Origin of the sequence: Methanosarcina barkeri str. Wiesmoor (assembly GCF_000969985.1) — an archaeon.
Taxonomy (GTDB): Archaea; Halobacteriota; Methanosarcinia; order Methanosarcinales; family Methanosarcinaceae; genus Methanosarcina; species Methanosarcina barkeri_B.
This window is the reverse complement of record NZ_CP009526.1, coordinates 4,453,413-4,479,506: the sequence shown is the minus strand read 5'-3', so window position 1 is coordinate 4,479,506 and position 26,094 is coordinate 4,453,413. Positions and strand designations below refer to the sequence as shown.

Here is a 26,094-nt window from a genome sequence, read left to right as displayed (position 1 = left end):
TACACTGGTCTCTTTGTTTCTCGATTTAAATAGCCTATGCATATCGACTCTTACCTATTATCCTGTATTCTTTTTATATGAATACGCGTAAAACCCCTGTGTCCTTAACTCAGGGGATATAAGCGCCAACTTCTTCTCTATTCTTTTCAGTATTCTTTACTTCATATAGACCCTCGGATAATTTAATATTAGATTAGGGTATGCGTAAACCATGCAATCTTTTTCCAAGAGTCTGCCCTCAGGCTCAGTAGGTCATAGAAAAACCTTCGACTCTAGCTTGTAACTACGTAAAGCCGAAATGAACAAAAGAGATACTCAGTACGGACGGCTTAGCTGAAATTTAAGCCTTTGGAGGTGCGATGGTCATCTATGAATTAGGAAGCTGCTAAGTCTTTAGCTTAGTGGCAGTTCACTTTCACATTCCTTCAGGTTCACTTTTCTCCGTAGATTAAATGATATTTGTAGTCATAAGCTATCCGTTTCCTGAACGGCATGTTCTCTCTCTGAAGATCCATGATATCTTTCAGGTCGATATCTTTTATATTTTTGAATCCCGCAGCCCTGAAGTATTCAAGCATTTTTTCAGGAGGGACTCCTTGCTTATTTGGAAGTTCACTGTCTACCTCTCTAGAGTAATGTCCTTTTCTGGGATTCCTTCTTTCAACAAGCAAAGTGAGGAAATCGCTTACAAACCTCCTTGCGTTTGTTTCGATTGAACCGTCATTCCAGATGCCATCAATAACAATAAGCTTTCCTCCTCCCACAAGCACTTTTTTCCAGTTTTGGACCGCAGTATCAGGGTGAGGAAGGGTCCAGAGGAGATGGCGGTTGACAACTACATCAAATGACCCAGCCTTAAAAGGAGGAGCCTCGGCATCCCCTTTTTTGAAAACACTGTCAAACCCTCTTCTGGAAGCTTTGTCCCTGGCTTTTGCAAGCATTTTTTTTGAAAGGTCAAGGCCCGTAACATGATGTCCCATTTCAGCAAACAGCAGCCCAATTTCGCAGGTCCCGCAGCCTACGTCAAGCACCTTCAGCCTGCCTGGAGGAAGCAGGTTTTTAAACACGTTTTTCCAGGCTTCTCTTTCAACTTCACTCTTAATCCCATGCCCTTCATAGCTGTCATAGGTCTCGGACGAAACGTCCCATATGCGGGCAATTGTCTGTTTGATCTGGTTTTCATGGATGGTCATACTTTAATGCCTCTCTTTATATTTTCAATTGAGGTAATGGTTCCATTATCGAGATAGGCAATCCTGTGGCAGACCTTCCTTAACACCTCAAGGTCATGCGAGATCAGCAGGTAGGAAACGCCTGTCTCTCTCTGAAGCTTCTGCATAAGGCGCAGAATCTGTGCTTGCACTGAAACATCAAGCATAGAAGTCGGCTCGTCAGCAACGATAAAATCAGGAGATAAAGCCATGATCCTTGCAAGCACTATCCTCTGGATCTCTCCTCCGCTAAGCTGAACCGGATAACGAGCAAGGTGTTCAGGTCGCAGCCCTGTAAGTTCTGCCAGTTCCTCTCCTCGTTTCAGGAGGGCATCTTGCTTTAGCCCGGAATGGAGTTTCAGGGGTTCTATAAGGTTCTCAAAAGCTTTCATACGGGGGTCAAGAGAAGTCTCAGGGTGTTGGAAAATCATCTGGATTTTAGGGCGCAGTTTCCTGAACTCTTTTTTTCCCATGTTCAGTATATCCGCTCCCTGGACCCGGATTTCTCCTCCCGTGGGTCTTTCAAGCCCTACAATACATTTGCCAATAGTGGTTTTTCCGGACCCACTTTTTCCGAAAAGTCCCAGAATTTCTCCGCGAGATACTGAAAAACTGACATTCCTGAACACCTCTAGAGTCCCAAAACTCATTGCCAGTTCGTTTACTTCAAGGACTGGAAGTGACACCTGATCCATCCTCCCTTATGTTTTTTCATTTCAGGGTGTATTCTGAAGCACTCGATACTCGAGTACCTGCACCTCTCATGGAAAAAGCAGCCTTCAGGAAGGCTTATCCTGCTTGGGCTCTGCCCGCTCAGGGGAACAAGCCCGTTTCTCGGCTGAGCTCTGATGAGCCCTTTTGTATAGGGATGCGAGGGTGCGTTCAAAACTTTCGAAGCCTCATCCAGTTCCACAATCTCTCCTGCATACATCACAGCTATCCGGTCGCAAACCTCAAGAGCCAGATCAAGGTCATGAGTGATCAGGAGCATCGTCTTCCCACACTCTTTTTTAATTTTAGTAAAAAGCTCCACTGCTCCTTCTTTTGCCTCGGGGTCCAGCCCTTTTGTAGGTTCATCCGCAATCAGAAGTTCGGGCTCAAAAGAAAGAGACATGCAAGCTATCAACCTCTGCCTCATGCCTCCAGATAGCTGGTGGGGATAGAGGTCGCAAAGTTTTTCTGGGTTTCTCAAAAGAAGTTTTTTCATAAGCCTCAGCGATTTTTTCATCCCTTCCTTTTTGTCAACTCCTCTTTCTTCGAAAACCTCCTCTATTTGAAGCCGGTTTTTCAGAACAGGGTTCAGGGCTCCAGCAGGATTCTGAGGCATGAGCGAAATGTGTTTTCCCCTAATTTTCCTGAGTTCTGAAGGTCTAAGAGAAAAAAGGTCCTGCCCATGAAAAAACACTGTTCCTGAGACAATTGCATTTGTCGGAAGAAGCCTCAGCAAGGAAAGACCAATAACAGATTTCCCTGACCCGCTTTCCCCAATTATCCCAAAAGTCTCTCCTTCTCTTATATTAAAGAAGACATGAGAAACTGCTTTTACAGTGTTTTCCTCTGCAGGAAAATCAACCGAAAGGTCTCTTATTTCAAGCAGGCTCAATCGATTTCGCCTCCTTCGTGGTTTGGGTCAAGGATATCCCTCATACCGTCTCCAAGAATGCTGAAAATGATCACAATGAAGGTTATGGCAAGCCCTGGAAAGATCGTCTGGTAAGGAGCTGTCCTCATGAATTCCTTTCCTGAGGAAAGCATTGCCCCCCATTCAGGCACATCGGCAGGCAGCCCTATTCCAAGAAAACTTAATGTAGCAATAGAGAGAATTACGTGCCCGAAATCTATTGTGGCCAGCACGAGGATAGTGGCTATGGCATTGGGTACAATATGCTTGCGGATTATATAAAAATCTCCGGCTCCGCCCGTTATCGCGGAAAGGACAAACTCCTGTTTTTTGATAGAAAGGACCTGCCCCCGCATCATCCTGGCGTACTTTGCCCAGTTGGCTATAGAGAGAGCAAGCATCAGGTTGAAAACTCCGGTCCCGAGTGCCCCCATAATAGTGAGAGCAAAGATGATCCCTGGAAAAGAAAGGAAGATATCTATAACTCTGGAGATGCTTTCATCCACAAAGCCTCCATAATAGCCTGCTGCACATCCCGCAGCAGTTCCCAGGAACAGGGAAATCAGCACTACTCCTGAAGCAATTGAAAGGGAAGTCCGGGCTCCTATAAGGATTCGGCTCAGGATATCCCTTCCGAGGTAATCGGTACCCAGGATGTGCTCTTCTGAAGGACTCAGATTCTTGTTCTTCAGGTCAATTGCATTGGGGTCGTAAGGGGAAAGCAGGGGAGCAAAAATGGCAAGCCCAGCAAAAAGCAAAAGGGATGAAAGTGCAAAAAGCATATCTTTTCTTTGAAAAACTCTTTTTGTAAATTGACTTCCGTAAGCTTTCGGAAGTGAAACTCTCTTTTTTCTTAATTTGTTAGCAAATACACTGTCCATAATATCAGCCGTACCTAATCCGTGGGTCCAGATGGGTATAGAGCATATCCACAAAGAAATGCACAAGGAGAAACATCGTAACGATCGCAAGTACACAGCCCTGGACCACAGGCAAATCCCTGGCAGAAATAGAGTCCACAAGCAGGCTTCCGATCCCTGGCCAGGCAAAGATCTTTTCAATCACAACCGATCCTCCAAGCAAGCTTCCCATCTGAAAACCAATAACTGTGATTACAGGAAGCATGGTATTTTTAAGGGCATGCCTGCTTACGATTTTCCATAAAGGAAGCCCTTTGGCTTTTGCAAACCTGATATACTCCTGTCCCAGGGTCTCAAGCATGCTTGTCCTCGTAACTCTCATAACCGCAGCAACGGAATGAAGAGAAAGGGCTGCAGCTGGCAAAAGCAGATTTTCCAGGCTCCCGTAACCTGTCACAGGCACGAGTTTCAGCTTAAGGGAAAATATCAGAATAAGAAGCAGGGCTACCCAGAAACCGGGCATTGAAACTCCAAAGAGAGTCACAATCCTAAGAATGTGATCCGAAATCTTGTTTTCCCTTAGGGCTGAGTAAATTCCCAGGCTTACTCCAGCAAGTATTGCAATTACCATACTCAACCCTGCAAGCTGGATAGTTGCTGGAAGGCGTAAAGCCAGAAGATAAAGGACTGGCTTTTTGAAAACATAGGAGGTTCCGATGTCCCCTCTTAATAACGCTTCTTTAATCCAACTGAAAAACTGCAGGTAAAGAGGGGCATCCAGGTTATATCTACCTGAAATCTGGCTAAGCTGTTCTTCGGTAACGCTATCTTCCAGGCCCACGAGAGTATGCTTTAGAATCAACTCAGCCGTACCTCCTGGAATAATGTTCATAAGGAAAAAGGTCAGGGCACAAACCGCAAAAAGTGTAAGAACCATGAAGCCTGCCCTTTTTAGTAAATATTTCATTTTTCCTCCTCAACGTGGACAGAAGACGAGAATTCCGACTTTTCCGCGTTATTCGAGTGAAAGGAAATCCCGGGGTATGAGTTTAGTCTGCCATACCTTTCCGAGATTTCCTTAAATTTTTACTTCTCGATATGCATATCTGCGTTTATACGGTAGTCATGAGCTGTCGGATCGAAGACGTATCCTTTTACATAGTCTTTCTTTACGATTGCACAGCCGTAGTAAGCCACTATGATCATGGGCTGTTCATCATAAGCGATAGCTTCTACCTCATTGAACTTTTTATAGCGTTCACTCATGTTCGTGATTTTTCTGGCTTCTGTTATTAGGGAGTCTACTTTAGGATTGGAATATCCTGCGTTATTGTCAGTCCCGTTTGTCATGTACCAGTTTGTGAGAATATATTCTGGGTCCGGAACCATCGCAATATTGTAAGCTGCAAGGTAGAGGTCCCAGTCTCCGCTTTCCCTTCTGTCATCGATTGACCCCATTTCCAGAACTTCTGTCTCTATGCCTATGCCTGCCTCCCTTAACTGGGCAGCCATAGCTTCAGCCATTGGAGGAAGTCCAGGCCTTGCCGAATAGGTCATCAGGTTGAACTTGAGAGGTTGTCCATCCTTATCCCTGATGCCGTCTCCGTCAGTATCCACCCAGCCAGCAGCTGTAAGGAGCTCATCAGCTTTCTCAAGGTCCTGGCTGTAGGGTTTCAGGCTCTTATTTGCCCAGACCATTGTGGGCAGGAAAGGACCTGCAGCAGCTTCTCCTACATTGTACAGTACATTTTCTGCGATGTCAGACCTGTCAATGGCATAGGACATAGCCTGCCTTACTCTAACATCTTCAAGGGGTTCATGTTTCAGGTTCAGGTCAAGTTTGTAGACTCTTGGGGTTTTGTATTTCTCTACGTTAATGCCGTCTATAGCGTCAATCCTGTCAGTTTCACTATAGGGTACATCGACGGTAAAGTCAACTTCTCCATTTTCGATCGCCATTGCTCTCGTGTTGGGGTCTGGTATTCCCTTAAGGATCATTTTATCAAGCCCTACTTCTCCTCCCCACCAGTTATCGTTCTTTACAACTGTCAGAACTCTGGTCTGTTCGTCAAATGATTCTAATTTATATGGACCCGTTCCTACAGGTTTTACAAACTCTCCATTTTCATTATAAGAAGAGGGACTTATTATAGCAGTATCAGGATAATGGAGAACTCCAGGAAGGATAGGGTTTATTTCTTTGGTTTTGATTTTAAGAGTATAGTTGTCAACTATTTCTATCGAATCTATTTTTAGCATGGAAGCAACTTTCGCGTTTTCCGAGATGACTTTTTCCAGAGTGAAATTTACGTCTTCTGCAGTCATTTTGCTTCCGTCATGGAAGGTAACATTATTTCTCAGCTTAAATTCCCAGGTATTTTCATCAAGCTGTTCCCAGGAAGTTGCAAGCCCAGGTTTGAGCGAGAAATCGTCATTGGCACCAACAAGAGTTTCGGTTATTGCAGCTTTCTCGCAGACAAGGGTGCCATCCCCATTAATTGGGTCAATCGATTCGATATTCCACATTTCACCAAGTACAAGTGTATTATTTTCAGAGCCTCCTTCTATCTGGGAAGCATCATCTGATCCTGAGTTAACCTCCATCCCGGAGACTGCGTCTTTTGCTCCACTTTCTTCTGTACTGCTGCACCCGGAAGTCGTCAGGATAGCGCAGGTCAGCAGGATAATTAACAATATAATCAAGGGGAAGTTTTTATTTTTCATTTAGGAACACCATCTTTTTTAATGAATGTCATTTTCGGCCGCAGATGAGGTAGTACTGATAACTGCGTACAACCCGTTCACCTAACGGCATCTTCTCTTTCTGAGCATCTCTTACTTCTTTCAGGTCAAAAATCTGGATATTTCCAAAGCCTGAATTTGAAAGGTACTCATTTACTTTTTCAAGCGGAGCTCCTCCAAAATGCGGGAGCTGGGCTTTGAGTTCATCAGAATAGTCAGAGTGTCCTTTTCGGGGATCTTTTCTTTCAAGAAGCAGGGTCAAAAGAGCACCGGCATTTTTGCGAGCCCTGGATCCCAGGGTGCCGCTGTCCCAGACTCCATCAACAATCACGACTTTCCCATTTTTCCGCAGAATTCTGTTCCAGTTCTCTACGGCTACTTTCGGATTAGGGAGCGTCCAGAGAAGATGACGGCTAAACACAATGTCATAAGAAGATGTATCAAAAGGAGGGTTTTCTGCGTCTCCTTCCCTAAAGGTTATGTCCGCTCCGAGGGCTTCAGCCTTTGCTTTTGCTATTTTCAGCATTTGTCCGGAAATGTCGATTCCTGCAACCTCATGCCCCATCTCAGCAAACAGTAAGCTTAATTCTCCTGTCCCGCAGCCAACGTCGAGAATTTTCAAACTTTTTCCCGGGAAAACTTTCAAGAAAGCCCGCTTCCAGGCGTCTCTTTCTTTTTGAGTCTGGATCCCGTGTCCTGCATGAGTATCAAAAGTTTCGGATGCAAGGTCCCATTTATGGGCTACCATCTCTTTAACCTGGACTTCTGAATTTTTGGTCTGGATTTCTGAAGAAGACATTAACAGGTACTTAAGTATCTTATAATTAATAATTTTCTATTTTGTAATACAAATTATACTAAAATTATTTATTAATAATATTAAGTATAGCTAATTTTTAGAAGAATACAATAAGATAATTTATCTTTGTTTATTTTTTACTTAACAGCAATCTTCTCAACTGAAGCCCAGGGAAATGGCTGCTGGAAGATTTCAATGGAGGCAAAAAACTGAAAATCTTGGCTGAAAATTTTGGAAAATATCAAAAATATAAGTTGGAGTAAACATGGAGTTTTTCAGAAAACGATAGTAAGGAGTATTGCAAAATTTAACGGTTATCTGTGGAAAGGCGGCTGAATTACAATAAGATATATATATTAATATAGGAAATAGGTAACCGTTTTCCTTTAAGAATCTTATTTCAAGATTTTAATAACACCATAGACGTTCCTCAATCATTAATTATACATATCCGGCTACCATGTGTATATTTTTACAGGGTAAAACCTCTATATGTATTATGTTTGTTTGAACATAACAGCTAAATAATCAAAAGTGTGTCAGGTGTTTCTATGAATCGAAAAATATATAGTATAGTGCTTCTCCTCCTCCTGCTTCCAGTTGTTATGCTCTGTGGATGTGTAGAAAATACGGATCAACAGGCTGTACTAAACTCAAGCACTGAGCTTCAGAATTCAAGTACCGTGCAAATCACCGACATGCTGGGAAGGCAGTTAACTGTGCCTGCGGAAATATCCTCGACTATAGGTACTTCTTCACCTTCCGCCATCCTTGTGTATATGCTTGCACCGGATAAACTTGCAGGCTGGAACTCCAAACAAAATTTCACCCAACCCTTCATGGATGAAAATTACTCAAATCTACCTGTAATAGGAAACTGGTTAGGAAGCAAGACCGGAAATTATGAAACTGTAATTGATATGCATCCTGACATTTTTATTGAAAGCACAGCCACAAATGGAAAAACTAATGAAGCTATAGAACGCAGGCAGGAAAATCTTGGCAGCATTCCGGTAGTGGCTATTAATGATTCTATTCTTTTTGTGACACAATCCGATCCTACTATTGAATATGTGGGCAAACTGCTTAACTGTGAATCCCAGGCAAAAAAACTGATTGAATTCCGCAGTTCTATTCTTAATGAAATCAACAGTACTGTAAAAGACATTCCTGAAGACCAGAAAGTACGTGTTTATTATGCCGAAGGCCCAAAAGGGCTAATGACCGATCCTTCAGGCTCGCAACATTCTCAGGTAATTGATATCTGTGGAGGTATCAACGTTGCCGACTGTCCCCTCACGTCCGGAAGCGGCATGACTCAGGTCTCAATCGAGCAGGTTATGAATTGGAACCCTGAGGTAATTATCACGTCAAATCCACAGTTCTATTCGACAGTTTACTCTGATTCTCTCTGGGCAAGTATGGATGCTGTGAAAAATAAGAAAGTATACCTTGCTCCTCAGAATCCTTTCTGCTGGATTGACAGACCGCAGGGCCCTCACCTTATTCTAGGAACTGCCTGGACTGCAAAAATGCTGTATCCAGACCGTTTTGCAAATATGGACCTCTCCAAGCTGACACGTGAGTTCTACTCGGAGTTCTTCCACTACGACCTTAAGGATGAAGAACTTAACACGCTCCTTAACCCTGCAACTAAAACCTGAGCATGAGTGAAAATTCCTCTCCAAGAACTACATGAAATTTACATTTTCTTATTGGGGCAGGCAACTTGGGCAAATTTCAATTTTTACCCTCGTTTTCCCCTTATTAATTATTTGTCTCTGTTTACATCTTCTTTAAAATAGATATGCTTTAAAATATAATGTATGTAGAGCACGTCTTATCCAAACTTTAAAAAAAGAATTTCTCTATATTGTCCTTTTTTAACAGGAAATTCCTATTTTCATCGATAATTTTATAAAATATATGTTTATATATATTGAGCGCGAAAGTTTTATCTCCCATTTTTATAGATATGTTGAGTTTTACATATCTGGAAGATATAGAGCTCTGGCTGGTGTTTTTTCTGTGGCCGGCCAATATTAAGGTTCTATCCCTTATATTGGAATTTCGCCTCGATATAACATACAATAAGTACATTCCTGTAAAAAAGTTATATAAAAAGCTACCTATAAATACACTGTATCCTTCTGCGTTATGTTGGAATTTAAATAATTGGGACTTGTGTGCTTACGAGAAAAAATCACGCACAATAGGAGTCGTAATTAATGAGAAAGTTTGGACAGTTTAAGGTTTAACGCTATCCACATTTCAACTGCGTAAGTCCTGACAATATAATTCTTCCAGGCAACCTGACTGTCTTAAATTCATCCTGTTGGTATTTGATATCTTTAGCGTTATGTTTATTTAAACATAACGGTTAAACCCACGGTGGTGTACAAATTGCATAAAAATTCAGATGAAGAAAAACACCAGATGGAAACGATTCTGAAGCAGGTAAAGGATCCCGAACTACTTTCACAAATCAAAAAAGTAGTCCCCTTTCATGGCTTCCTGACCTCTGGGGCATTAATCGGTATCCAGATGCTCAATATCGCAAGACGGGAGCTTGATGTCCGGGAAGGGGAACGCATATACGTGACATGCGAAACAAAAAGCTGCATGCCTGACCCATTCCAGATCCTTGCTGGAGCTACCATCGGAAACAATGGGTTAAAAATCATGAACTTTGGAAAGATGGCGGTCACAGTAAATAAACAGGCGCCTGAGGGAGCTAACAGCATAAAAGGGATCCGAATTATTCTCGACCCTGAAAAAACGAAGGATTATCCCAAACTCCACGCCTGGTTCCTGAACACTGAAAAGCTTCCTCATGTGGAGGTTTTACCAATCCTCCTGGCTGCAGGAGATAAAGTGTATTCCTGGAAATTTGTGGACATCGATGTTCCGGTTCGAAGGAAGAAGAGGATACAGTGCTGTAAAAATTGCGGTGAAATGTTTATTCAACATGACAACGAGCTGTTGTGCGGCGGTTGCACAGAATAACGTTGAGAGGTAAGCAAAATGCAAGAAGATATGCGATTGTCTGTCTTTGCTGAAAAAAAAGACAAGCAGCTGATCTATTCCCCCGAAAAATGTATTGGCTGCGGGACCTGTGTGCAGGCATGCCCGAAAGGTAACCTGGCCATAGGGGCTGTTGGAGCTATAACAAGAGGGTTAGTAGATGCGGATTTCCTGGAAATGAAAGAACGTGAAGCCTGCCTTGTCTGTGGAATTTGTGCGAAAGCTTGTCCCACAGGTGCTCTTGAAATGAAGCAGGAAGGAAAAACCATCACTGACAAGTCTTATCTTTTCAGGGCTATGAAACCGACGTCAGTAAACGAAAGCTGCGTCCACTGTGGGCTTTGTGAGGATATCTGTCCTCAAGGCTGTATTGAAGTAACACGGGATATTTCAGCGGATGGTAAACTGAAGCTGGTTGGAAAGACCAATATTGATACTGAATGCTGTGTCCACTGCGGCTGGTGTGCAGCAGTCTGTCCGGTAAATGCTATTTCTGTAGAAAAGCCATTCGAAGGACACTGGGCCAGGGATGAAGATGTCTGCCAGACCTGCCATACCTGTGTGGAAGTATGTCCTGCAAATGCTATTTTCAATAAAAAAGCCAAACCTGGAGAAAGAGTCGAAAAGATCACTCACCGTCCAGATGCCTGCATTTACTGTGGGGCCTGTGCGGTTGCCTGCCCTGTTGACGCCATAGATGTAAGAAAAACTGCAATTCTCCCGGACATGGAGAAAAAGGGCGTTCTTGAGAAGAAGCTGCTTGAAAAACCTGCTCCAGAGACTATGCTCCGTACCTGCCTGGAAACTGATGAAGCTGCATGCTTGGGCTGCGGAAACTGTGTAATTGTCTGCCCGGTGAATGCCCTTTCTGACTGTGAACTTGCAGCCGGACACCTGAACAACATGGACGAAAAAGCTCTTCTAGGGGTTAAAAACGGAAGAATTAAAGTCATAGATCAGGACCGCTGTGGAGCAGATGGAGCCTGCGCCATGATCTGCCCTGTTGATGCGATCAGGCTTGTAAAAAGAGAGGTGAAATAAATGGCAGGAACAATTGCAGTTAAGAACGGATACGTCTTTGATCCCCTTAATGAAATAAATGGGGAAATTATGGATATCTTCATCAAGGACGGAAAAGTTGTAAGAGAGCTTTCTACGGCTGAATTGAAAAACGCAAAGGTTATTGATGCCTCTGGTATGACGGTAATGCCAGGAGGAGTTGACTCTCATTCTCATGTTGCAGGTGCAAAGGTTAACGCTGGCAGGTCGATGCGCCCCGAAGATCATTATAAAACAAATCTCCAAAAGACTTCACTTACTCATTCAGGCTCAGGTTACACTGTTCCTTCGGTCTACAAACAGGGATACGATTACGCAGCAATGGGTTATACAACTGTTTTTGAAGCTGCAATTCCTCCTCTTGAAGCTCGCCATACCCACGAAGAAATGCGTGCTACTCCACTCCTTGACATGGGTGGCTATCTGATACTTGGAAACAACTTCTTTTTGATGCGCTATCTCCATGATGGGGACATAGAAAAGGCTGCGGCTTATGTGGCCTGGATGATGAAAACTCACAAGTCCTATGGAATAAAATGTGTCAATCCTGCAGGAGTCGAAAACTGGGGTTGGGGTAAAAACGTACATTCTCTTGATGAAGCTAACATCCATTTCGAAGTTACCCCAAGAGAAACTATAAAAGGGCTTAGTGAGGTCAACGAACTCCTAGGCCTGCCTGTACCTCTTCACTTGCATGCAAATAACCTGGGACATCCTGGCTGTTATGAAATTACTAAGGATTCCCTCAAAATCCTCGACGGTGTAAAGCCCAGGCAGGACATGGATGTGGAATGGGCTGAAACCAAAATAGATCCTTCAAGGAACCGGTCCGTATACCTGGCCCATCTGATGTTTAACAGTTTTGCAGGCACTACTTGGGGAGACTGCGAATCCGGAGTAAAAGATATTGCAGAATACATCAACAACAAAGACCACGTAGTAATCGACAGTGGATGCACACCTTTCGGAGAAGCCACGGTTATGACAGGAGATGGGCCTGCCATCCAGGATATGTACAAGCTTACAGGAAACAAATGGTCGAATACTGACGTTGAGATGGAAGGTGGGTCAGGTGTCATTCCCTTCACTTACTTTAAAGCCAATCCGGTACACAGCCTTCAGTGGGCAATGGGCCTTGAATGCCTCCTGCTTATTAATGACCCCTGGAAGACAATTATGACCACGGACAGCCCCAATGGTGGGCCATTTACGAAATATCCTGAGGTTATGACCTGGATCATGTCTGAGGCTTTCAGGAAACAGACCTTCAGCGAATGCCACAAATGGGCAAACGACAGGAGTGAACTCGGAGGCATAAACCGGGAACTTTCTCTCTATGACCTTGCGATCCTGACCAGAGCAAATCCCGCTAAAACAATTGGTATGGCCCACAGGAAAGGTTCTCTTGGCGTGGGCGCTGATGGAGATGTCACAGTCTATAACATAAATCCACAGCAGCTTGACACAAACAACTATGAAGCTCTACTTCAGGCCTTCAGGAAGGCCGAATACACCGTAAAGGGTGGCGAAATTGTAGCTGTCAAAGGTGATATTGTTTCCTTACCTGAAAAGCGGACTTATTATTCCGATGTACATGTAGAAGACGAGCGGGAAAAGGAAATGCTGGCTGATGTGAAGGAGTGGTTCAGGTACTACACTCTGGGCTTTGCCAACTATCCAACTCCAGAAAAGTATCTGCAAAATCCGACTCCCATAAAGATTAACGTTGTGAGGTGAGGTAATGACAGAGGGAGTTCTTATTAATGAAAATGAAGTTGAGAGTAAACTTGAGGCAGTTATAAAGCCTGGCTCATTTACTGGCGAAAATGCTGGAGAAATGGCAGAAGTAATACTTATTCCTAAAAAAGCGATTGACATTAAACTGGAAGCCGATGTTATAACTCCTGATTCTTTTGCAGGCAAAAGTGCCGAAGAAATCGGAAAACTGTCTGTCTGGCAGGGGCCAAAGACCTATCCTCTCTCCGAGTTTTTTGAAGTAACAGGTAATGGGGGCAGTTCTGCAGCTGAGACTCTGATCCGCATAAAAGGTGATGCAATGAGGATCAAAAGAATCGGTGAAAGCATGAGCGCAGGAAAAATCGAAATTGAAGGTTCTGCTGGCATGCACGTAGGCACTGGGATGAAAGGAGGAGAGCTCGTCGTTTACGGAGACGCGGATTCCTGGGCAGGTATGGAAATGACAGGTGGGCTGCTGCATATTAAAGGCAATGCCGGAGACCATGTAGGCTGTGCTTACAGAGGAAAATGGCACGGCATGAAAGGCGGACGCATCGTTATTGAAGGTTCGGCGCGCCACCAGCTAGGAGGCGGCATGGACGGCGGCGAAATTCTAGTTGAAGGCGATGTTAAAAGCTTCTGCGGAATCCGCCAGAACGGCGGGCTCATCTTCGTAAAAGGCAGCGCTCTTCGTGGAGTAGGTGCTGAAATGGCAGGAGGCACCATAGTCATAGGAGGCAAAATCGAGCGTTTCTCCCCAGGTTTCGAATTTGTATCCATGGAAAATAGCATTACATCCGGAGAGGTTGAGTTAATAGGCGAATTCAAGAAATTCACAGGGGACTATGCAATTAGCAAGCGGGCAAAAGGAGCTCTTTACGTGGTTGCAGACACAAACCCGGAACTCTGAGGTGAGAAGCATGGAAGTATTACTCATTAGCGGAAGTACGATTAATGAAGGCAGGCTTGCCAAAGGCGGGGACAAGTTCACGGACGAGTACACCATGGAGTGTGCATCATGCTGGATTTCGCCTGTGGATTTTGCATCACTCTGTTCTCCATCTAAAGTGAAAGTAACAAGCCAGAATGGAAAACATTCGATTGTAGTTTATACAAAATGTACGGATTCAGTCCAGCCAGGACAGGTGTTTATGCCAAGGGCTATCTGGTCAAATGTTATCATCGATCCTGATACTCTTTCTACGGGTTCTCCTCTCTATAAGGGTGCCCCAGTATCAATTGAGCCCACTGAAGAAGAGGTTCTTAGCGCCGAAGATGTAGTATTGAAAATTTATATCGGAGGGCAGTGAGTATGATTTACAAAAACATAGTCTGTCCGGTCTGCGGGGCGGCCTGTGATGATATCCAGGTTGAATTTGGAGACGGAAAGATTGAAGCTAAAAACGCATGTAAGATGGGAAATGCCAAATTTCAGGAAGTTGTAAGTTCTCACAGGCTCAGGCAACCACTTATAAAGAGCGAAGGAAAACTGACCCCTGCTGCCTGGGACGAAGCTCTTGAAAGGGCAGCCGATATCCTTGTTTCAGCAAAGCGTCCTCTGCTTTTCATGGGCAGTGAAACCTCATGTGAAGCACATGAAATCGGGCTCAAGCTAGGGGAATACCTTGGTGCGATTGTTGATTCTAATGCCACTATCTGCCACGGTCCAACAGCTATGGGAATCCAGGAATCCGGAAAAGTCGGTGCAACTGAAGGGCAGAAGAAAAACAGGGCTGACCTCCTGATTTACTGGGGAACCAATCCTCTTGAATCCATGCCAAGACAGATGTCAAGGTACGCAGTTTTCCCGAGAGGGTACTGGACAAAACGCGGACGTTTTGACAGGACAGTTATAACTGTAGACCCGAGAAAAACTCCAACTGCTGAAGCATCCGACCTGCACGTACAGCTCAAACCCGGCTCGGATTACGAACTGATTAGCGCACTTATGACCTTGCTTCATGGAAAGACTCCTCATCCATCGGTAGAAGAGATCACAGGAGTGCCTATTCCTGTTATGGAAGAGATGCTCGATATGATGAAGAACTGCACATTCGGAGCTATCTCAGTAGGTCTCGGGCTCTCCTCATCCATTGGAAAACATAGGAATGCCGAAATTGCAATGAATTTTGTAAAGGAACTGAATAATTTTTCCAAGTTTACCCTCGGAGCTCTCCGTGGCCACTGCAACGTTGCAGGCTTTAACCAGGTCGCTGCCTATATGTACGGCTATCCCTTCGGGCTTGACTTCATGCGTGGACACCCGCGTTATAATCCTGGAGAGTTTACAACCGTAGATTTGCTTCGAGAAAAGGACGTTGATGCAGCTTTTGTAATGTGTGCTGACCTTGTCTGCCATATCCCTGCAGATTGCGCTTCTTTACTCGCTGAGATGCCCATGATTTGTCTGGATATCGCTCCCTGCCCAACCGTAGCTGCTTCGGATATCGTGCTTCCTGGAGTCATTGATGCCATGGAATGTGACGGGACCTTCTACAGGCTGGACGATGTTGCCGTGCACTTCGAACCTTTCACAAGCTCGCCCTTCGAGTTTACGAAGAGCAATGAAGACACCCTGAAGCAGCTCTTTGAGAAAATCAAGGCAAGAAAGTAAGTTAAGTCTGTTTTCACTTCTTCTTTTAAAGGATAGTGCAAAACAAACAGCTGATGTGAGAGCGATTAAAGCCCTCACCTTTTTTTCTTTTCATTTTCCTGTGGATACGATGCCAAAATTTAGTGATGAAGAGATAATTAAAAATCATCTTATTTTGAAAATGATCACAGTCCTTTGAATGTGACCTGCCGGTTGATGCTGGAAAATCTCGAATTCTTATCTTTCAGCCCTTTCTCTTTTCACTACTTTATATGTATTTTTCTTTCAATATCGGGCGACTGCCATAACTGCGACCGTAGTTGAAGTTTAAGTAATTCTTTAATATGTGAGGATACATTTATGACTTGCTAGAAACGGCTGAATTGTCAGTTAACAAAACATTAAACAAGGAGTCGGTGAAAATGTCACAGGAAAATAAAAACAATAAGCTTTATTACGTTATCATTGCGCTATCAGTTGTTCTGGTGCTGATGTCAGCAACGATATACGCCATTTCACAGAGTGGGTCTGAAAAGGATACGGAAAATACTATTTCCATTAGTGGATATGCTGAACAGAAAGTTATCCCTGACACGGCAACATTGAACATCGGTGTTGTAGTTCAATCTGAAACTGCAAAAGAAGCGACAGATAAAAACGCAGCCCTTATGAGCTCTGTAATAGCAGAACTTAAAGCGATAGGATTGCAGGACAAGGAAATACAGACAGCCTATGTTTCCGTATCCCCGGTATACAACTATGATGCGAATGATACGCAAACAATCAAAGGTTACTCTGCATCCAACAGTGTGCAGGTCACAACTAAAAATCTCGACAACCTGAGTGATATCATTGACAGGTCCACAGCCGCAGGAGCTAATGAGATTGGAAGCATTTCATTCTCGGTATCCGATGACAAGCAAAAACAGCTTCGTGAAGACTTGATGAATGAAGCAGTATCAGATGCATCTTCTAAAGCCACTACGCTTGCTAAGAGCCTGGGGACTAAGATAACCGGTGTGCAGACTTCATCTGTAAGTGAAAACAGTGGTTCCAGAGCAATTTACGAATATGATATGGCAACAACAGCAAAGGGAGCAGGAGCAGGGTCCACTCCAATTCAGCCAGGCGAGTCTACCGTCTCAATGTCAGTACAGGTTACGTACTACATTAAATAATAAAGTTGGACTAAGTTGGACTACTAAGTTGGACTACTAAGTTGGACTACTAAGTTGGACTAAGTAGTTTGGGCGCTGAAGTATATCACTGAAGTATATAAATGATCAGGAGTTGCAGATAAAGGTTATTTGCAACTTCTCAGATCAATGCGTCTTCTATATATCATCTATCGATTGACGCCTAGTCTTCTTTTTTACTTTTTATATGTGATTTTATGGGAGTTGGAATGTATTTTATCCTGAAATAATTTCGCCTTAAAACTCTCTTTGATATGCACAGGTTTGTAAAACCTGTATATTTTTCCTATTCAATATACGAACTTTTAGTTCAAGAAGTTCGTATTTTGAAGTTACGAGAATACAAGTTTTGCAAGAGAATCTAAATATTATTAGATAGTGTTTTATATCTTTAAAGAGTAAAATTATTTTGGATAAAACATCCTCTTGCTATCAGCAAAAAAGATATTAACGATCTCTCACGAACTCTTCTTTGCTGATAACAAAAAGGATTTTATTATTTAACCAAATTGTAAGCCCATTCGATCCATTCACAGAGGCATTGTAAATCCTCTTTCTCGACGGTAGCACCGCACCAGATGCGCAAACCCGAAGGGGCATCACGGTAAGAACCGATGTCATAAGCAACTTTTTCTTTCTCAAGCGTTTTAATCAGTTCTTTAAGCTTTTCATCGGATAAATCAACTTTAAAGCAGACACTGGTACTGGACCTTATCTCTTTTGTTTCCGCTAAGAAATGAATCCAGTTGTTTTTAGCAACAAATGCCTCAAAGACCGCCAGATTATCATTTGTCCGCTGGATAAGTGGTTTAAGCCCTCCGACAGACTCTGCCCATTTTAGTGTTGCCAGCCAATCTTCATTAGCCAGCATAGATGGGGTGTTAATAGTAGAGCCTTCAAAAATCTTCTTATTCAGTTTACCACCTTTGGTCAGTCGGAAAATCTTGGGTAATGGCCAGGCAGGAGTATAGCTTTCTAACCGCTGAACAGCCCGCGGAGATAAAATCAGCATTCCGTGTGCACCTTCCCCACCTAAAACCTTCTGCCATGAGAAGGTAATGACATCCAGTTTATGGTAGGGTATATCCATAGCAAATATAGCAGATGTGGCATCGCAAAGCGTGAGCCCTTCCCGGTTCTCAGGAATCCAGTCGCCGTTGGGTACTTTGACTCCGCTAGTAGTTCCATTCCAGACAAAGACGACATCATTCTTGAAATCGACCTTCTTTAAATCTGGTAATTTCCCATATTCTGCCTCAAAAACTCGGACATCTTTTAATTTTAACTGTTTAGTGATGTCGGTTGCCCATCCTTTACTGAAAGATTCCCAAACAAGGACATCAACCCCGCGGCACCCTAGCATGGACCACAAGCACATTTCAAAAGCGCCTGTATCGGAAGCCGGTACAATACCTACCAGATAATCATCAGGAAGTCCAAGCATATCTCTTGTTTTTTTAATTGCTTCAGCTAATTTTTCCTTGCCTAAGTTGCTACGGTGTGACCGGCCAAAAGGTGTATCCTTCAGCTCTTCAATAGAATACCCTGGATGTTTGGCACAAGGCCCAGAAGAAAAACAAGGATTATTAGGAACTCGTGTTGGTTTCATTTTATCTTTTCCTTTTTTGGTACTGTTAAGACTTAGGGGGATAAGAAATTTTCCAGTTATAGGTGAACATGCAATTATAACCATCCCCCTAAGACTTAACAGTACCGCTTTTCGGATAGGAACTAAGAACACATTGATTTAGAAAACCAACCAGTCCTGTTTACATTATCCATGTTCTTAGAATTGGATTCCTTAACACCCCAGACCCTTTATTATTTAAAGACGTTTTTATTTATCTTTTCGTGCTACTTTTGCACGGTCAAAACCTATGTTTGTAGCCACCAAGTCTGTTGAAAACAAAGGCTTCTTCGAGGGACGGAAGGATTTGCCTGCTAGAGTTCACCGATAAAGGAAAAAAGGTGGTTGAGATCGGAAACTGGGTGAATATGAAGTTTTTTGAGAAGATTTAGGAAATTCTGAACGAAGAAGAACTTGCAGTTCTGGAGAGAATCTGTAAAAAATCGCTGCTGGGCTTGAAGGGAAAAAAGATGATTGATGAACGACGAATTAGACACATATATGATACCTGCCGCAAATATGACCGTACTGTCCTGACACTAATTTAATCTCACAGCCGGAGTTACAGATTATGAAAAGTGAAAATACAAAAAAATTACATATCGCAATATTTGCTTCCCACAGAGGAACTAATATGCAAGCGATTATTGATGCTTGCAAAAGTGGGGATTTGAACGGGGAAGTATGTGCTGTCATAAGCAATAACTCAACTTCGCAAGCCTTGAAAATAGCACGAATAGCAGGAATTCCTGAATATCACCTGAGTAATAAAACATATCCAGAAGAAGACGAATTAGATGAAGCAATATGTAAAGTACTAACTGAAAGTGGCGCAGATATAGTAGCCCTTGCAGGGTACATGAAAAAACTAGGACCTAAGGTTTTGAAATATTACAAAGGCCGTATACTTAACATTCATCCTTCACTCTTGCCCAAATATGGTGGCAAAGGAATGTATGGAATCAACGTACACAGAGCGGTTATTGATGCAGGAGAGAAAACGACAGGTGTTACAATTCATTTGGTAGAAGAGGAATACGATACAGGAAAGATAATTCGGCAATGTGAAATTGAAGTTCTGGAGGGAGATACAATAGATACCCTGTCAAAAAGGGTACTAGAAAAAGAAAACTCCTTCTATGTGGATACCTTGAAACTAATAAGCAAAGGTGTAATCGAATTGTAATGGTAGAGATGGCAATGGCAAATTTGCCGTATTGTTTGCGTTATTATTGTTTGCGTTATCGTTACTCTATGTCAGAATAGTATTATTTTGCACTATAGTGTGACTGAACTGAGATTATCGCATGTAGAATACCCTTAAGAGTCTCATTTTCTGCCTTAAAGGCCACAACATCATCATTTGATCCTGTATTGCCCCACCTATCTTGCCCCACCTATCTGTACTGCTTCACCTACCGGTTTGCTATCGAAAGAGTAAATAGTGTTGCACTTAAATTCGTGTCATTTCGAGTATACATTGAGTGTTTGTAATATAGAATAGAGCATAATAGAATAGAGCTTATAAGGGAATTCAGAGCGATTGCATGGACATACACTATTTACATTATTGCTTGAAGCTGGCCGCACCAGCATGAATTTGATTCTTAAAACTCCCGAGACTCTGAAGTTCGAGATATTATTGCATGATACTTGTACTCGTAATACATTGATTTTACAAAAATAGTTTCAAAACCATATCTATTTGCTATCTTTTTAATTGCATAGGGGTTGTGAGCAAACCCAAGAATATCTCTTGGTCGATTACTCAAGCTTGCCGATAATATAACCTTAAACTCAAACCCGACTTTGCGTAATATTTTCCCGAAGCCTGCATCTTGTGAAAACAGCCCTATTTTCCATAATGGATATAAGCGGGGGTCCAGTATATCAAACAACACTATTTTACCCCCTTTATTAAGGTAATTTGACGCGTTAAAGATAAAGTTATCAATTTCTTGCAATGTCAAATACTGAATCACTCCAGCTGCGGTTATCCGATCAAAAGAGTATTCCAGTTTGTCCCAGACAGTTTTATCATCAGCCTGAATTAACGATATATTCCCACATTTTCTTTCCCTGATTTTTTTGCTTGCTTCATCAAGCATGGATGCGGAAAAATCAACTCCTACGAGCTGTTTATATTCCGGTGCATAGTAAACCAGGAGCTCACCGGCACCGCATCCAAAATCAAGCAGGGTTTTGCCCCCATCCAGATGGAATAGTTTTTCCTTAGCTTCCAGGGAAATAAATTCCTCATCTGAAGATCTGTGGCCGCCGTCTTTCCGATCTGCGAAAAATTCTACCCAGAAATCTTTTAGTTTGGATAATTTTTTTTCATTCTTCCCAGGCATTCTTTTTCTACTCCAAGTCTCACTTTTTTCTATATCTTTCCCATAATATCAAAAATGAGTTATTATTTAAGAGCTTATAGGCTTATTTAGCGACTTAAATATATCTTTATTGCTTTCTTAATAAAAAGATAGTATGTAAATCAGTGAGATCTTGTTTAAATTATGAATGACATTCAATTTTTATGTTTAGCAATATATTTCTTATTTTTTGTGTTCGATCTAAAATCGTAAAAATATAACCTCTGTTTATTTCTTCATCAGGAAAGGCTTGCAATTCCTTCTTTAATATCGTAGTTTACAGCTAACTATACTATATATAACCTACTCTTTAATTTAAATTTAAATTAAGATATAATTTTTTAGAGAACTATTATCTACCTTAATTAATGCAAAAAAAGAGAAACAATCTCTAGTTTGATAGTGAGTTTAAGAGAATTCCGGTTAAATTCATATTCAAGAATTATGTTATTTTTTCAAAGTCCCGACAACAGGATAACCCTTTAATATTGCAGCTCCGTGTGGTGCCTTGTCCATTTTTCCAGTGAGGTCCGTCCCAGCATTGCATCCTTTATGAGTGCCGTCTTTCCAGATATTACTATCAGAGACATTATAGACCTGGCCTTGATAGGCAACATATGCCGTCCCATTTTCACCGTTGTATTCTGCAAGTTCTTTAAGTGTATATTCTTTTAGTCCCGCTATCCCTGTCACATTCTGCATTTCAGTTGCAGTCTGTATTTTAGTTGGAGTAACTGCCTCAGAAGGACTTATTTCTGTAACAGGAGTTTCCTTTACAGCTTCAGTTATATCCTCAGCCGGAGTTACAGCCTGTCCAGGAGTTCCTGTTTCGTTTGAAGTTACCGGTTTATTTCCAGCGCATCCTATTGCGAGGAATATGCCGAACAACACTACCAATACAATCAGCGCTTTTCTCACTATTTCACCCATACAACGTAAGTGTTGTATCCTGAAATGATTTCGCAGATTCAAAACCAGTTGAAAGTTCAATATAAAATACAATAACAGGCAAAGAAAAAGTTAAACATTGAGTAAATTCCAGTTGTATCTTGACACTGTAGATTATTTTGTAAACTTTATGTAGAAATTATATATCACCGTTATGATTAGATATTACCCTCATGAGGCTTATGTCAAGAACTGCTGATCTCCAGCATTTTCATTTCATTGATAATGAAAGCAAGATAGGGGGCTTACTTAGTTGCTAAGCCTCCGAATTATAGTCCCCAATATTAAGAGTATTAGTCTCCAATATAAGAGTATTTACACTTACTTTATAACCACGGAAGACACGGAAAGCACGGAAGAATTGCGCCCCTATTTACTTAATTTTTTGTTTTTTTTGCTTTACGTGGTTACCCTTTCACTTGAGATTGGAGACGAAACTTTGGCCCTTGACTATGAATTTCTTTGACTTTTTGTCCCTTATTCTTTTATTTCGCCCCACATCTCACGTTCCTTTTCATGTTCATACACTATCTCTATCCACTTTTCACGAAGCATACTGATCCAATTGGGATGTTCAACACCTTCATATTCGAATCCTAAAAACTTGTCTTCTCCAAAGTGACTAAACGAAAGAGAAGTGACCTGTTCAAGTGAGAGGTCATCAAGAGGCATTAACCCAAAAATTCCATACGTTGGACGTGTAGCTGGCACAACACCAATTACAGTTTCCTCATTTCCTATGTGGGTTTCCACACCATAGATACCACTACCTGAACCATCTTGATAAATTGGATTTGATTTAACAAACGTCTTCGTGATTTCCCTGTTGTCTAACCCCTTTTCTGAGACTGTATACTGGACAATTGCATATCCAACTAAAACGCTCTTCGTAACGTACTCAGAAATTCCATCTATACCCTCAAAGCCAATCTTCATCGGAATAGCATTAACAGCTTCCCTGATTTCATTATACAATTGCTCGTTCTCTACCATGCTAATCACTCCCCTGAATAAGCGTTAATATTGCCTTTAATTATTATATGGTCTTTTTTATATTATTGTATGGTCTTTCTTATTCATAACCGTGAGTACATACTCTCCATTGGATTCGTCATGTGGAAAGCAACAGGTCCGAAAATGCTAGAGAACAGGCAGAAGATGCCAAAGAGCAGGACAGAAAATGCTAGAGAGCAAGCCAAAAAATGCAGTAGTTTTTCCCGTAAAAATTCTGAATTTTTAGGATATTCAAATTTTCAGGGCAGTATATTAAAAGTTCTGTAAATTACAAATTACCTTCAGTATATAGGATCAATGCAACTTTTTAAAAACGTGTACCGCCAAGTTGACGAGGACTAAAAACTTTTTCCAGCTGCTGTTGAACCTACTAAATTTCTAGCTTTCGCCAACTCGATAAAAGTAAATATAGGTGGTGAGCCCATCCCAAAACCAATTTTGTTCTCAAAAATTAGTAAATTTTCAGAATTATTTCACAAATTATTTTATAAATTATTTTACAAATCATTTTACAAATCATTTTACAAATCATTTTACAAATCATTTTACAAATTATTTTCAGAATTATTTTCCATAATCGGAAGCTTGCTTAACTATTTAAAATATGGGATTCAGAAAAATAATTTTGAGTTTTGGTCAGCTCCATTCATATTTCATTTTATGAATCCAATCAAACAATTTCTACTTTCTGAATCGTCATAAGCTCATTTCCAACAATCTCTCGCAGTTGAGGAATTAAGGATCTTAGTTTTTCTTCATCGTCAATTACTTCCATAACGACTGGAATGTCATGGCTTAGCTGCAAGACTTTTATGGTATGGATTTTTTTATCTGCTCCATAACCTTCAATTCCTCTGAGAAGAGTGGCGCCATTAATACCTGAGTCAAGTAAAAATTCGATAACCTTCTCATAAATGGATTCGTCATGAAAAGTTGCGTTTTGCTTTAGATATATGCGAAGAAGTGCTGAAGGCATGAAATCACCTGGTGTGCTTAGATAATTATGTGTAATTTTATAGGTTATACAGTCAGCATGGAAAATTAAAGTTGCGCTGGCGCACTCCACTGCAAGCAACATAGTATTTGACTAAATCAATATTTTTAAAATTCTTGTTTTAAGCGAACAAATATAAAATTCGAAAATTTGAAAAGTATTTTATGTTCTGACACTATTTTATTTAAAGAACTAGAGCAGTTGAGCTATGAGCCCGGTAGCATAAAAGTCCTGTCTACTTATTTATATTTCACTTTGCACAAACTCGAAGCTGCTTGATTTTAAGACTAATTTAAGACAATAATAGAAGTTAGGATTATTAAGTAATTTATAAGGTCTGATTGAAATGCTCAAAAGAAGGAATATTTGCAAATGGCTAATGTTTATTATTTGTGTTTCTCTCTTTTTATGTGGTTCTGCAAGTGCAAATGATAACGAATTTAACGATTCCAAATCTAATAAGATCTCTGAGCCTTCTATAAAGGAATTTGAAAATGATCCCTCGTTCATAGCATACAGAGGAACCTTACCAGAAACAATTGATCAGAAGTGGGAAAACTCAATTGTAAATTGCTGGTTTAATCTTACACAAATAGGGCCGTCATATTCCGAATTTGACAATTCTATAAAAAACGTTGCTTCCAATAACGAAATGCTGATAATTGAATTAGGTTCTGCCTATAAAGAAGAAGTAAATGACTCCAGAATTGACGAGATCTATCAGAAAATTGAGGACTACTGCGAACAGCAGGAAGGCATAGATGAAATTCCTGTGGTCTTTATGTGGGCACATGATGAGGAGAATCTCCCGTTACCTGATTATGGTCCTCAGATTTTCGATGAAGTTAAAACTGAGTCCGGATTCATAACTACTCGGGGAACAATGCCTGTTATTACAGACGCTAATAAAAAAGTGGAATGGGAAGAAACAGCGGGAAATTGTATTCATAGTTTCAGAGATGATCTTCAGCCTTACATGAAATCATCTGATGGATCACTGACCGGTTACGGTTACAACTACAGGGGATATATATTTGTGGCTTTTGACCCAAAATCTCTAGAAAATGTTAATGATTCTATAATTGACGAAATTTATCTAATAATCGACAACCACTGCAAACAAGAAGGAGTAAGCGAGGTACCCGTAGTTTTTGAGTGGAGAGGAGAGGCAATAGTTAATTTAGCACCAGCCGTTGAACTAGATGTGAATGAAAGCGGTGATACCAATTTCTCAGATAATAAAGAAACGATCGCTGGCAATGAGAAAACTAATCAAACGCCTGGCTTTACTTCAATAACTGCCATTTTGTTGCTTTTATCTTTACTGGTTTTCAAACGCTCAGCATGAAATGAGAAACATTAACGGTTATCATTACAAAGAAGTCTCTTCAAAGAAATCTCTCTAAATATAAAAACAGTACCCGAAGGACTGTGGGGATTGGATTTGCTCAGAAAAAAGTGTAGCCTTTTGAGGCTACAAGAATTGTTTTTAATCCATATATTACTGCGAAACTATCACAGGAGTTAGTTGACCTCCATCAGTCAGGGTATAAGTTTTGCCTTCAAGCCAGCTGTTTGTGCTGGAATTTGAGTCATAGAGCTCATCCCAAAACCAATTTTATTCCCAAATCTATACTATTTTCACGTTATAAATTAGAGTGATTATTCCAAAGTCAAGGTTTTGGAATAGGCTCATTTACTAAATTGCCGGAACTAATATTTTTCATATATCTGTGAATTCAATTCCTACGTGGAATTATTTTTTAGGTAATCCCTTTCTTATTCATATATAAAAGGATTAAAAGTATTGTAATATACCCTCCCACTGTAATCGCAGTCCGATTAATTTCTATATCCAACAAGGTTGCAATTATTATAAAAATAAGCCACAGGAAAAAACCCAGTAGATTACTTTTAAGACCTCTTATGTCTTCAGTTCTCTTTTTTTCGTCAATTACTTTCCTTGAGACTATATAATGCCCCAGTATTATGAAGAAAACGATAAGACCAGTATTAACCCAAACAACTATTTGATTGGAAAAATGTAACACATCGATTATCTGAAAAGACAATCTTAACAAAATAAAATTAATTACAACGCCTAACATTAATCCAAAAATCTCTTCAGATTTGAGTTTTTGTATTTTCACAAACATCACTTTTTAAATTTAATTTTTGTAGTCATCTTACTTCAAATTAATTAGCCATTACATGTTTTATGATGCCAAATTAAATACAATAGGCATCGTTGTTGAAATTTAAATTTTAGAAAAGTATGAGTTTACTGCAATTGGCTT

Annotated in this window: 25 protein-coding genes; 11 read left to right on the top strand and 14 right to left on the bottom strand. The window is 41.1% G+C overall.

What is annotated here, in order from left to right; translation table 11 throughout:
* Positions 1-431 precede the first annotated feature (431 nt).
* From MSBRW_RS18435 to MSBRW_RS18405, 7 genes are all read right to left on the bottom strand, one after another.
* Positions 432-1,193, bottom strand: coding sequence for a class I SAM-dependent methyltransferase (locus MSBRW_RS18435; protein WP_011306289.1), 762 nt, complete (start codon positions 1,191-1,193; stop codon positions 432-434).
* Positions 1,190-1,906, bottom strand: coding sequence for an ABC transporter ATP-binding protein (locus MSBRW_RS18430; protein ID WP_048102673.1), 717 nt, complete (start codon positions 1,904-1,906; stop codon positions 1,190-1,192). The genes MSBRW_RS18435 and MSBRW_RS18430 overlap by 4 nt, the downstream gene beginning before the upstream one ends.
* Complete coding sequence (locus MSBRW_RS18425) at positions 1,873-2,814, bottom strand: ABC transporter ATP-binding protein (RefSeq protein ID WP_011306291.1); 942 nt, start codon at positions 2,812-2,814, stop codon at positions 1,873-1,875. The genes MSBRW_RS18430 and MSBRW_RS18425 overlap by 34 nt, the downstream gene beginning before the upstream one ends.
* The gene (locus tag MSBRW_RS18420; protein WP_011306292.1) at positions 2,811-3,713 is read right to left on the bottom strand and encodes an ABC transporter permease; all 903 of its coding nucleotides are present in this window, start codon (positions 3,711-3,713) and stop codon (positions 2,811-2,813) included. The genes MSBRW_RS18425 and MSBRW_RS18420 overlap by 4 nt, the downstream gene beginning before the upstream one ends.
* 4 nt (positions 3,714-3,717) lie before the next feature.
* Positions 3,718-4,659: an ABC transporter permease gene (locus MSBRW_RS18415; RefSeq protein WP_011306293.1), complete on the bottom strand. Its 942-nt coding sequence runs from the start codon at positions 4,657-4,659 to the stop codon at positions 3,718-3,720.
* A gap of 119 nt (positions 4,660-4,778) precedes the next feature.
* Positions 4,779-6,416, bottom strand: coding sequence for an ABC transporter substrate-binding protein (locus MSBRW_RS18410; protein ID WP_011306294.1), 1,638 nt, complete (start codon positions 6,414-6,416; stop codon positions 4,779-4,781).
* Between the two features lie 28 nt (positions 6,417-6,444).
* Entirely contained in the window at positions 6,445-7,233 is a 789-nt protein-coding gene (locus MSBRW_RS18405) for a class I SAM-dependent methyltransferase (protein ID WP_011306295.1), read from the bottom strand.
* A gap of 551 nt (positions 7,234-7,784) precedes the next feature.
* Between MSBRW_RS18405 and MSBRW_RS18400 the strand changes: the two genes are divergently transcribed.
* The 8 genes from MSBRW_RS18400 (at position 7,785) to MSBRW_RS18355 (ending at position 16,824) form a co-directional block, all read left to right on the top strand.
* A complete protein-coding gene (locus MSBRW_RS18400) occupies positions 7,785-8,897 on the top strand; it encodes an iron ABC transporter substrate-binding protein (RefSeq protein WP_011306296.1) in 1,113 nt (370 codons plus the stop codon).
* A 739-nt stretch (positions 8,898-9,636) separates the two neighbouring features.
* The gene (locus MSBRW_RS18390; protein WP_011306297.1) at positions 9,637-10,239 is read left to right on the top strand and encodes an FmdE family protein; all 603 of its coding nucleotides are present in this window, start codon (positions 9,637-9,639) and stop codon (positions 10,237-10,239) included.
* Between the two features lie 18 nt (positions 10,240-10,257).
* A complete protein-coding gene (locus MSBRW_RS18385; RefSeq protein WP_011306298.1) occupies positions 10,258-11,298 on the top strand; it encodes a 4Fe-4S binding protein in 1,041 nt (346 codons plus the stop codon).
* Entirely contained in the window at positions 11,299-13,053 is a 1,755-nt protein-coding gene (locus MSBRW_RS18380) for a formylmethanofuran dehydrogenase subunit A (RefSeq protein ID WP_011306299.1), read from the top strand.
* 4 nt (positions 13,054-13,057) lie between these two features.
* Positions 13,058-13,963, top strand: a complete 906-nt coding sequence (locus MSBRW_RS18375; protein ID WP_011306300.1) for a formylmethanofuran dehydrogenase subunit C — start codon at positions 13,058-13,060, stop codon at positions 13,961-13,963.
* Positions 13,964-13,973: 10 nt separating this feature from the next.
* Entirely contained in the window at positions 13,974-14,363 is a 390-nt protein-coding gene (locus MSBRW_RS18370; RefSeq protein ID WP_011306301.1) for a molybdopterin dinucleotide binding domain-containing protein, read from the top strand.
* 2 nt (positions 14,364-14,365) lie between these two features.
* A complete protein-coding gene (locus tag MSBRW_RS18365) occupies positions 14,366-15,667 on the top strand; it encodes a formylmethanofuran dehydrogenase subunit B (protein WP_011306302.1) in 1,302 nt (433 codons plus the stop codon).
* Between the two features lie 401 nt (positions 15,668-16,068).
* A complete protein-coding gene (locus tag MSBRW_RS18355) occupies positions 16,069-16,824 on the top strand; it encodes an SIMPL domain-containing protein (protein WP_011306303.1) in 756 nt (251 codons plus the stop codon).
* Positions 16,825-17,338: 514 nt separating this feature from the next.
* Here the strand turns inward: MSBRW_RS18355 and MSBRW_RS18350 are convergent.
* The gene (locus MSBRW_RS18350; RefSeq protein WP_011306304.1) at positions 17,339-18,451 is read right to left on the bottom strand and encodes a phosphoserine transaminase; all 1,113 of its coding nucleotides are present in this window, start codon (positions 18,449-18,451) and stop codon (positions 17,339-17,341) included.
* Positions 18,452-19,040: 589 nt separating this feature from the next.
* Here MSBRW_RS18350 and purN point away from each other — a divergent pair.
* Positions 19,041-19,655, top strand: coding sequence for a phosphoribosylglycinamide formyltransferase (gene purN, locus MSBRW_RS18340; protein ID WP_011306305.1), 615 nt, complete (start codon positions 19,041-19,043; stop codon positions 19,653-19,655).
* Positions 19,656-19,737: 82 nt separating this feature from the next.
* Here the strand turns inward: purN and MSBRW_RS24010 are convergent, their stop codons facing one another.
* The 4 genes from MSBRW_RS24010 to MSBRW_RS18325 form a co-directional block, all read right to left on the bottom strand.
* Positions 19,738-19,866: a hypothetical protein gene (locus MSBRW_RS24010; protein WP_268990271.1), complete on the bottom strand. Its 129-nt coding sequence runs from the start codon at positions 19,864-19,866 to the stop codon at positions 19,738-19,740.
* Between the two features lie 210 nt (positions 19,867-20,076).
* A complete protein-coding gene (locus MSBRW_RS18335; RefSeq protein WP_011306306.1) occupies positions 20,077-20,823 on the bottom strand; it encodes a class I SAM-dependent methyltransferase in 747 nt (248 codons plus the stop codon).
* A 465-nt stretch (positions 20,824-21,288) separates the two neighbouring features.
* On the bottom strand, positions 21,289-21,759 hold the full coding sequence (locus MSBRW_RS18330) for a cytochrome b5 domain-containing protein (RefSeq protein ID WP_011306307.1): 471 nt from the start codon (positions 21,757-21,759) through the stop codon (positions 21,289-21,291).
* A 507-nt stretch (positions 21,760-22,266) separates the two neighbouring features.
* Positions 22,267-22,782, bottom strand: a complete 516-nt coding sequence (locus MSBRW_RS18325; protein WP_011306308.1) for a hypothetical protein — start codon at positions 22,780-22,782, stop codon at positions 22,267-22,269.
* A 120-nt stretch (positions 22,783-22,902) separates the two neighbouring features.
* Between MSBRW_RS18325 and MSBRW_RS22750 the strand changes: the two genes are divergently transcribed.
* A complete protein-coding gene (locus tag MSBRW_RS22750; protein ID WP_155398370.1) occupies positions 22,903-23,070 on the top strand; it encodes a hypothetical protein in 168 nt (55 codons plus the stop codon).
* 403 nt (positions 23,071-23,473) lie between these two features.
* Here the strand turns inward: MSBRW_RS22750 and MSBRW_RS18320 are convergent, their stop codons facing one another.
* On the bottom strand, positions 23,474-23,779 hold the full coding sequence (locus tag MSBRW_RS18320) for a DUF190 domain-containing protein (protein WP_011306309.1): 306 nt from the start codon (positions 23,777-23,779) through the stop codon (positions 23,474-23,476).
* A 397-nt stretch (positions 23,780-24,176) separates the two neighbouring features.
* On the opposite strand from MSBRW_RS18320, the gene MSBRW_RS18315 reads away from it, so the two are divergent.
* Positions 24,177-25,145: a hypothetical protein gene (locus tag MSBRW_RS18315; RefSeq protein ID WP_230669858.1), complete on the top strand. Its 969-nt coding sequence runs from the start codon at positions 24,177-24,179 to the stop codon at positions 25,143-25,145.
* A 415-nt stretch (positions 25,146-25,560) separates the two neighbouring features.
* On the opposite strand, the gene MSBRW_RS18310 is transcribed toward MSBRW_RS18315, so the two are convergent.
* On the bottom strand, positions 25,561-25,953 hold the full coding sequence (locus MSBRW_RS18310) for a hypothetical protein (RefSeq protein ID WP_011306311.1): 393 nt from the start codon (positions 25,951-25,953) through the stop codon (positions 25,561-25,563).
* Positions 25,954-26,094: the final 141 nt, after the last annotated feature.

Bases quoted from the DNA above. Each gene is read 5' to 3' on its own strand.
- MSBRW_RS18435 (WP_011306289.1), bottom strand. From the start codon at position 1,193: ATGACCATCCATGAAAACCAGATCAAACAGACAATTGCCCGCATATGG.
- MSBRW_RS18430 (WP_048102673.1), bottom strand. From the start codon at position 1,906: ATGGATCAGGTGTCACTTCCAGTCCTTGAAGTAAACGAACTGGCAATG.
- MSBRW_RS18420 (WP_011306292.1), bottom strand. From the start codon at position 3,713: ATGGACAGTGTATTTGCTAACAAATTAAGAAAAAAGAGAGTTTCACTT.
- MSBRW_RS18415 (WP_011306293.1), bottom strand. From the start codon at position 4,659: ATGAAATATTTACTAAAAAGGGCAGGCTTCATGGTTCTTACACTTTTT.
- MSBRW_RS18410 (WP_011306294.1), bottom strand. From the start codon at position 6,416: ATGAAAAATAAAAACTTCCCCTTGATTATATTGTTAATTATCCTGCTG.
- MSBRW_RS18405 (WP_011306295.1), bottom strand. From the start codon at position 7,233: ATGTCTTCTTCAGAAATCCAGACCAAAAATTCAGAAGTCCAGGTTAAA.
- MSBRW_RS18400 (WP_011306296.1), top strand. From the start codon at position 7,785: ATGAATCGAAAAATATATAGTATAGTGCTTCTCCTCCTCCTGCTTCCA.
- MSBRW_RS18385 (WP_011306298.1), top strand. From the start codon at position 10,258: ATGCAAGAAGATATGCGATTGTCTGTCTTTGCTGAAAAAAAAGACAAG.
- MSBRW_RS18380 (WP_011306299.1), top strand. From the start codon at position 11,299: ATGGCAGGAACAATTGCAGTTAAGAACGGATACGTCTTTGATCCCCTT.
- MSBRW_RS18375 (WP_011306300.1), top strand. From the start codon at position 13,058: ATGACAGAGGGAGTTCTTATTAATGAAAATGAAGTTGAGAGTAAACTT.
- MSBRW_RS18370 (WP_011306301.1), top strand. From the start codon at position 13,974: ATGGAAGTATTACTCATTAGCGGAAGTACGATTAATGAAGGCAGGCTT.
- MSBRW_RS18365 (WP_011306302.1), top strand. From the start codon at position 14,366: ATGATTTACAAAAACATAGTCTGTCCGGTCTGCGGGGCGGCCTGTGAT.
- MSBRW_RS18355 (WP_011306303.1), top strand. From the start codon at position 16,069: ATGTCACAGGAAAATAAAAACAATAAGCTTTATTACGTTATCATTGCG.
- MSBRW_RS18350 (WP_011306304.1), bottom strand. From the start codon at position 18,451: ATGAAACCAACACGAGTTCCTAATAATCCTTGTTTTTCTTCTGGGCCT.
- purN (WP_011306305.1), top strand. From the start codon at position 19,041: ATGAAAAGTGAAAATACAAAAAAATTACATATCGCAATATTTGCTTCC.
- MSBRW_RS18335 (WP_011306306.1), bottom strand. From the start codon at position 20,823: ATGCCTGGGAAGAATGAAAAAAAATTATCCAAACTAAAAGATTTCTGG.
- MSBRW_RS18325 (WP_011306308.1), bottom strand. From the start codon at position 22,782: ATGGTAGAGAACGAGCAATTGTATAATGAAATCAGGGAAGCTGTTAAT.
- MSBRW_RS22750 (WP_155398370.1), top strand. From the start codon at position 22,903: ATGTGGAAAGCAACAGGTCCGAAAATGCTAGAGAACAGGCAGAAGATG.
- MSBRW_RS18320 (WP_011306309.1), bottom strand. From the start codon at position 23,779: ATGCCTTCAGCACTTCTTCGCATATATCTAAAGCAAAACGCAACTTTT.
- MSBRW_RS18315 (WP_230669858.1), top strand. From the start codon at position 24,177: ATGTTTATTATTTGTGTTTCTCTCTTTTTATGTGGTTCTGCAAGTGCA.
- MSBRW_RS18310 (WP_011306311.1), bottom strand. From the start codon at position 25,953: ATGTTTGTGAAAATACAAAAACTCAAATCTGAAGAGATTTTTGGATTA.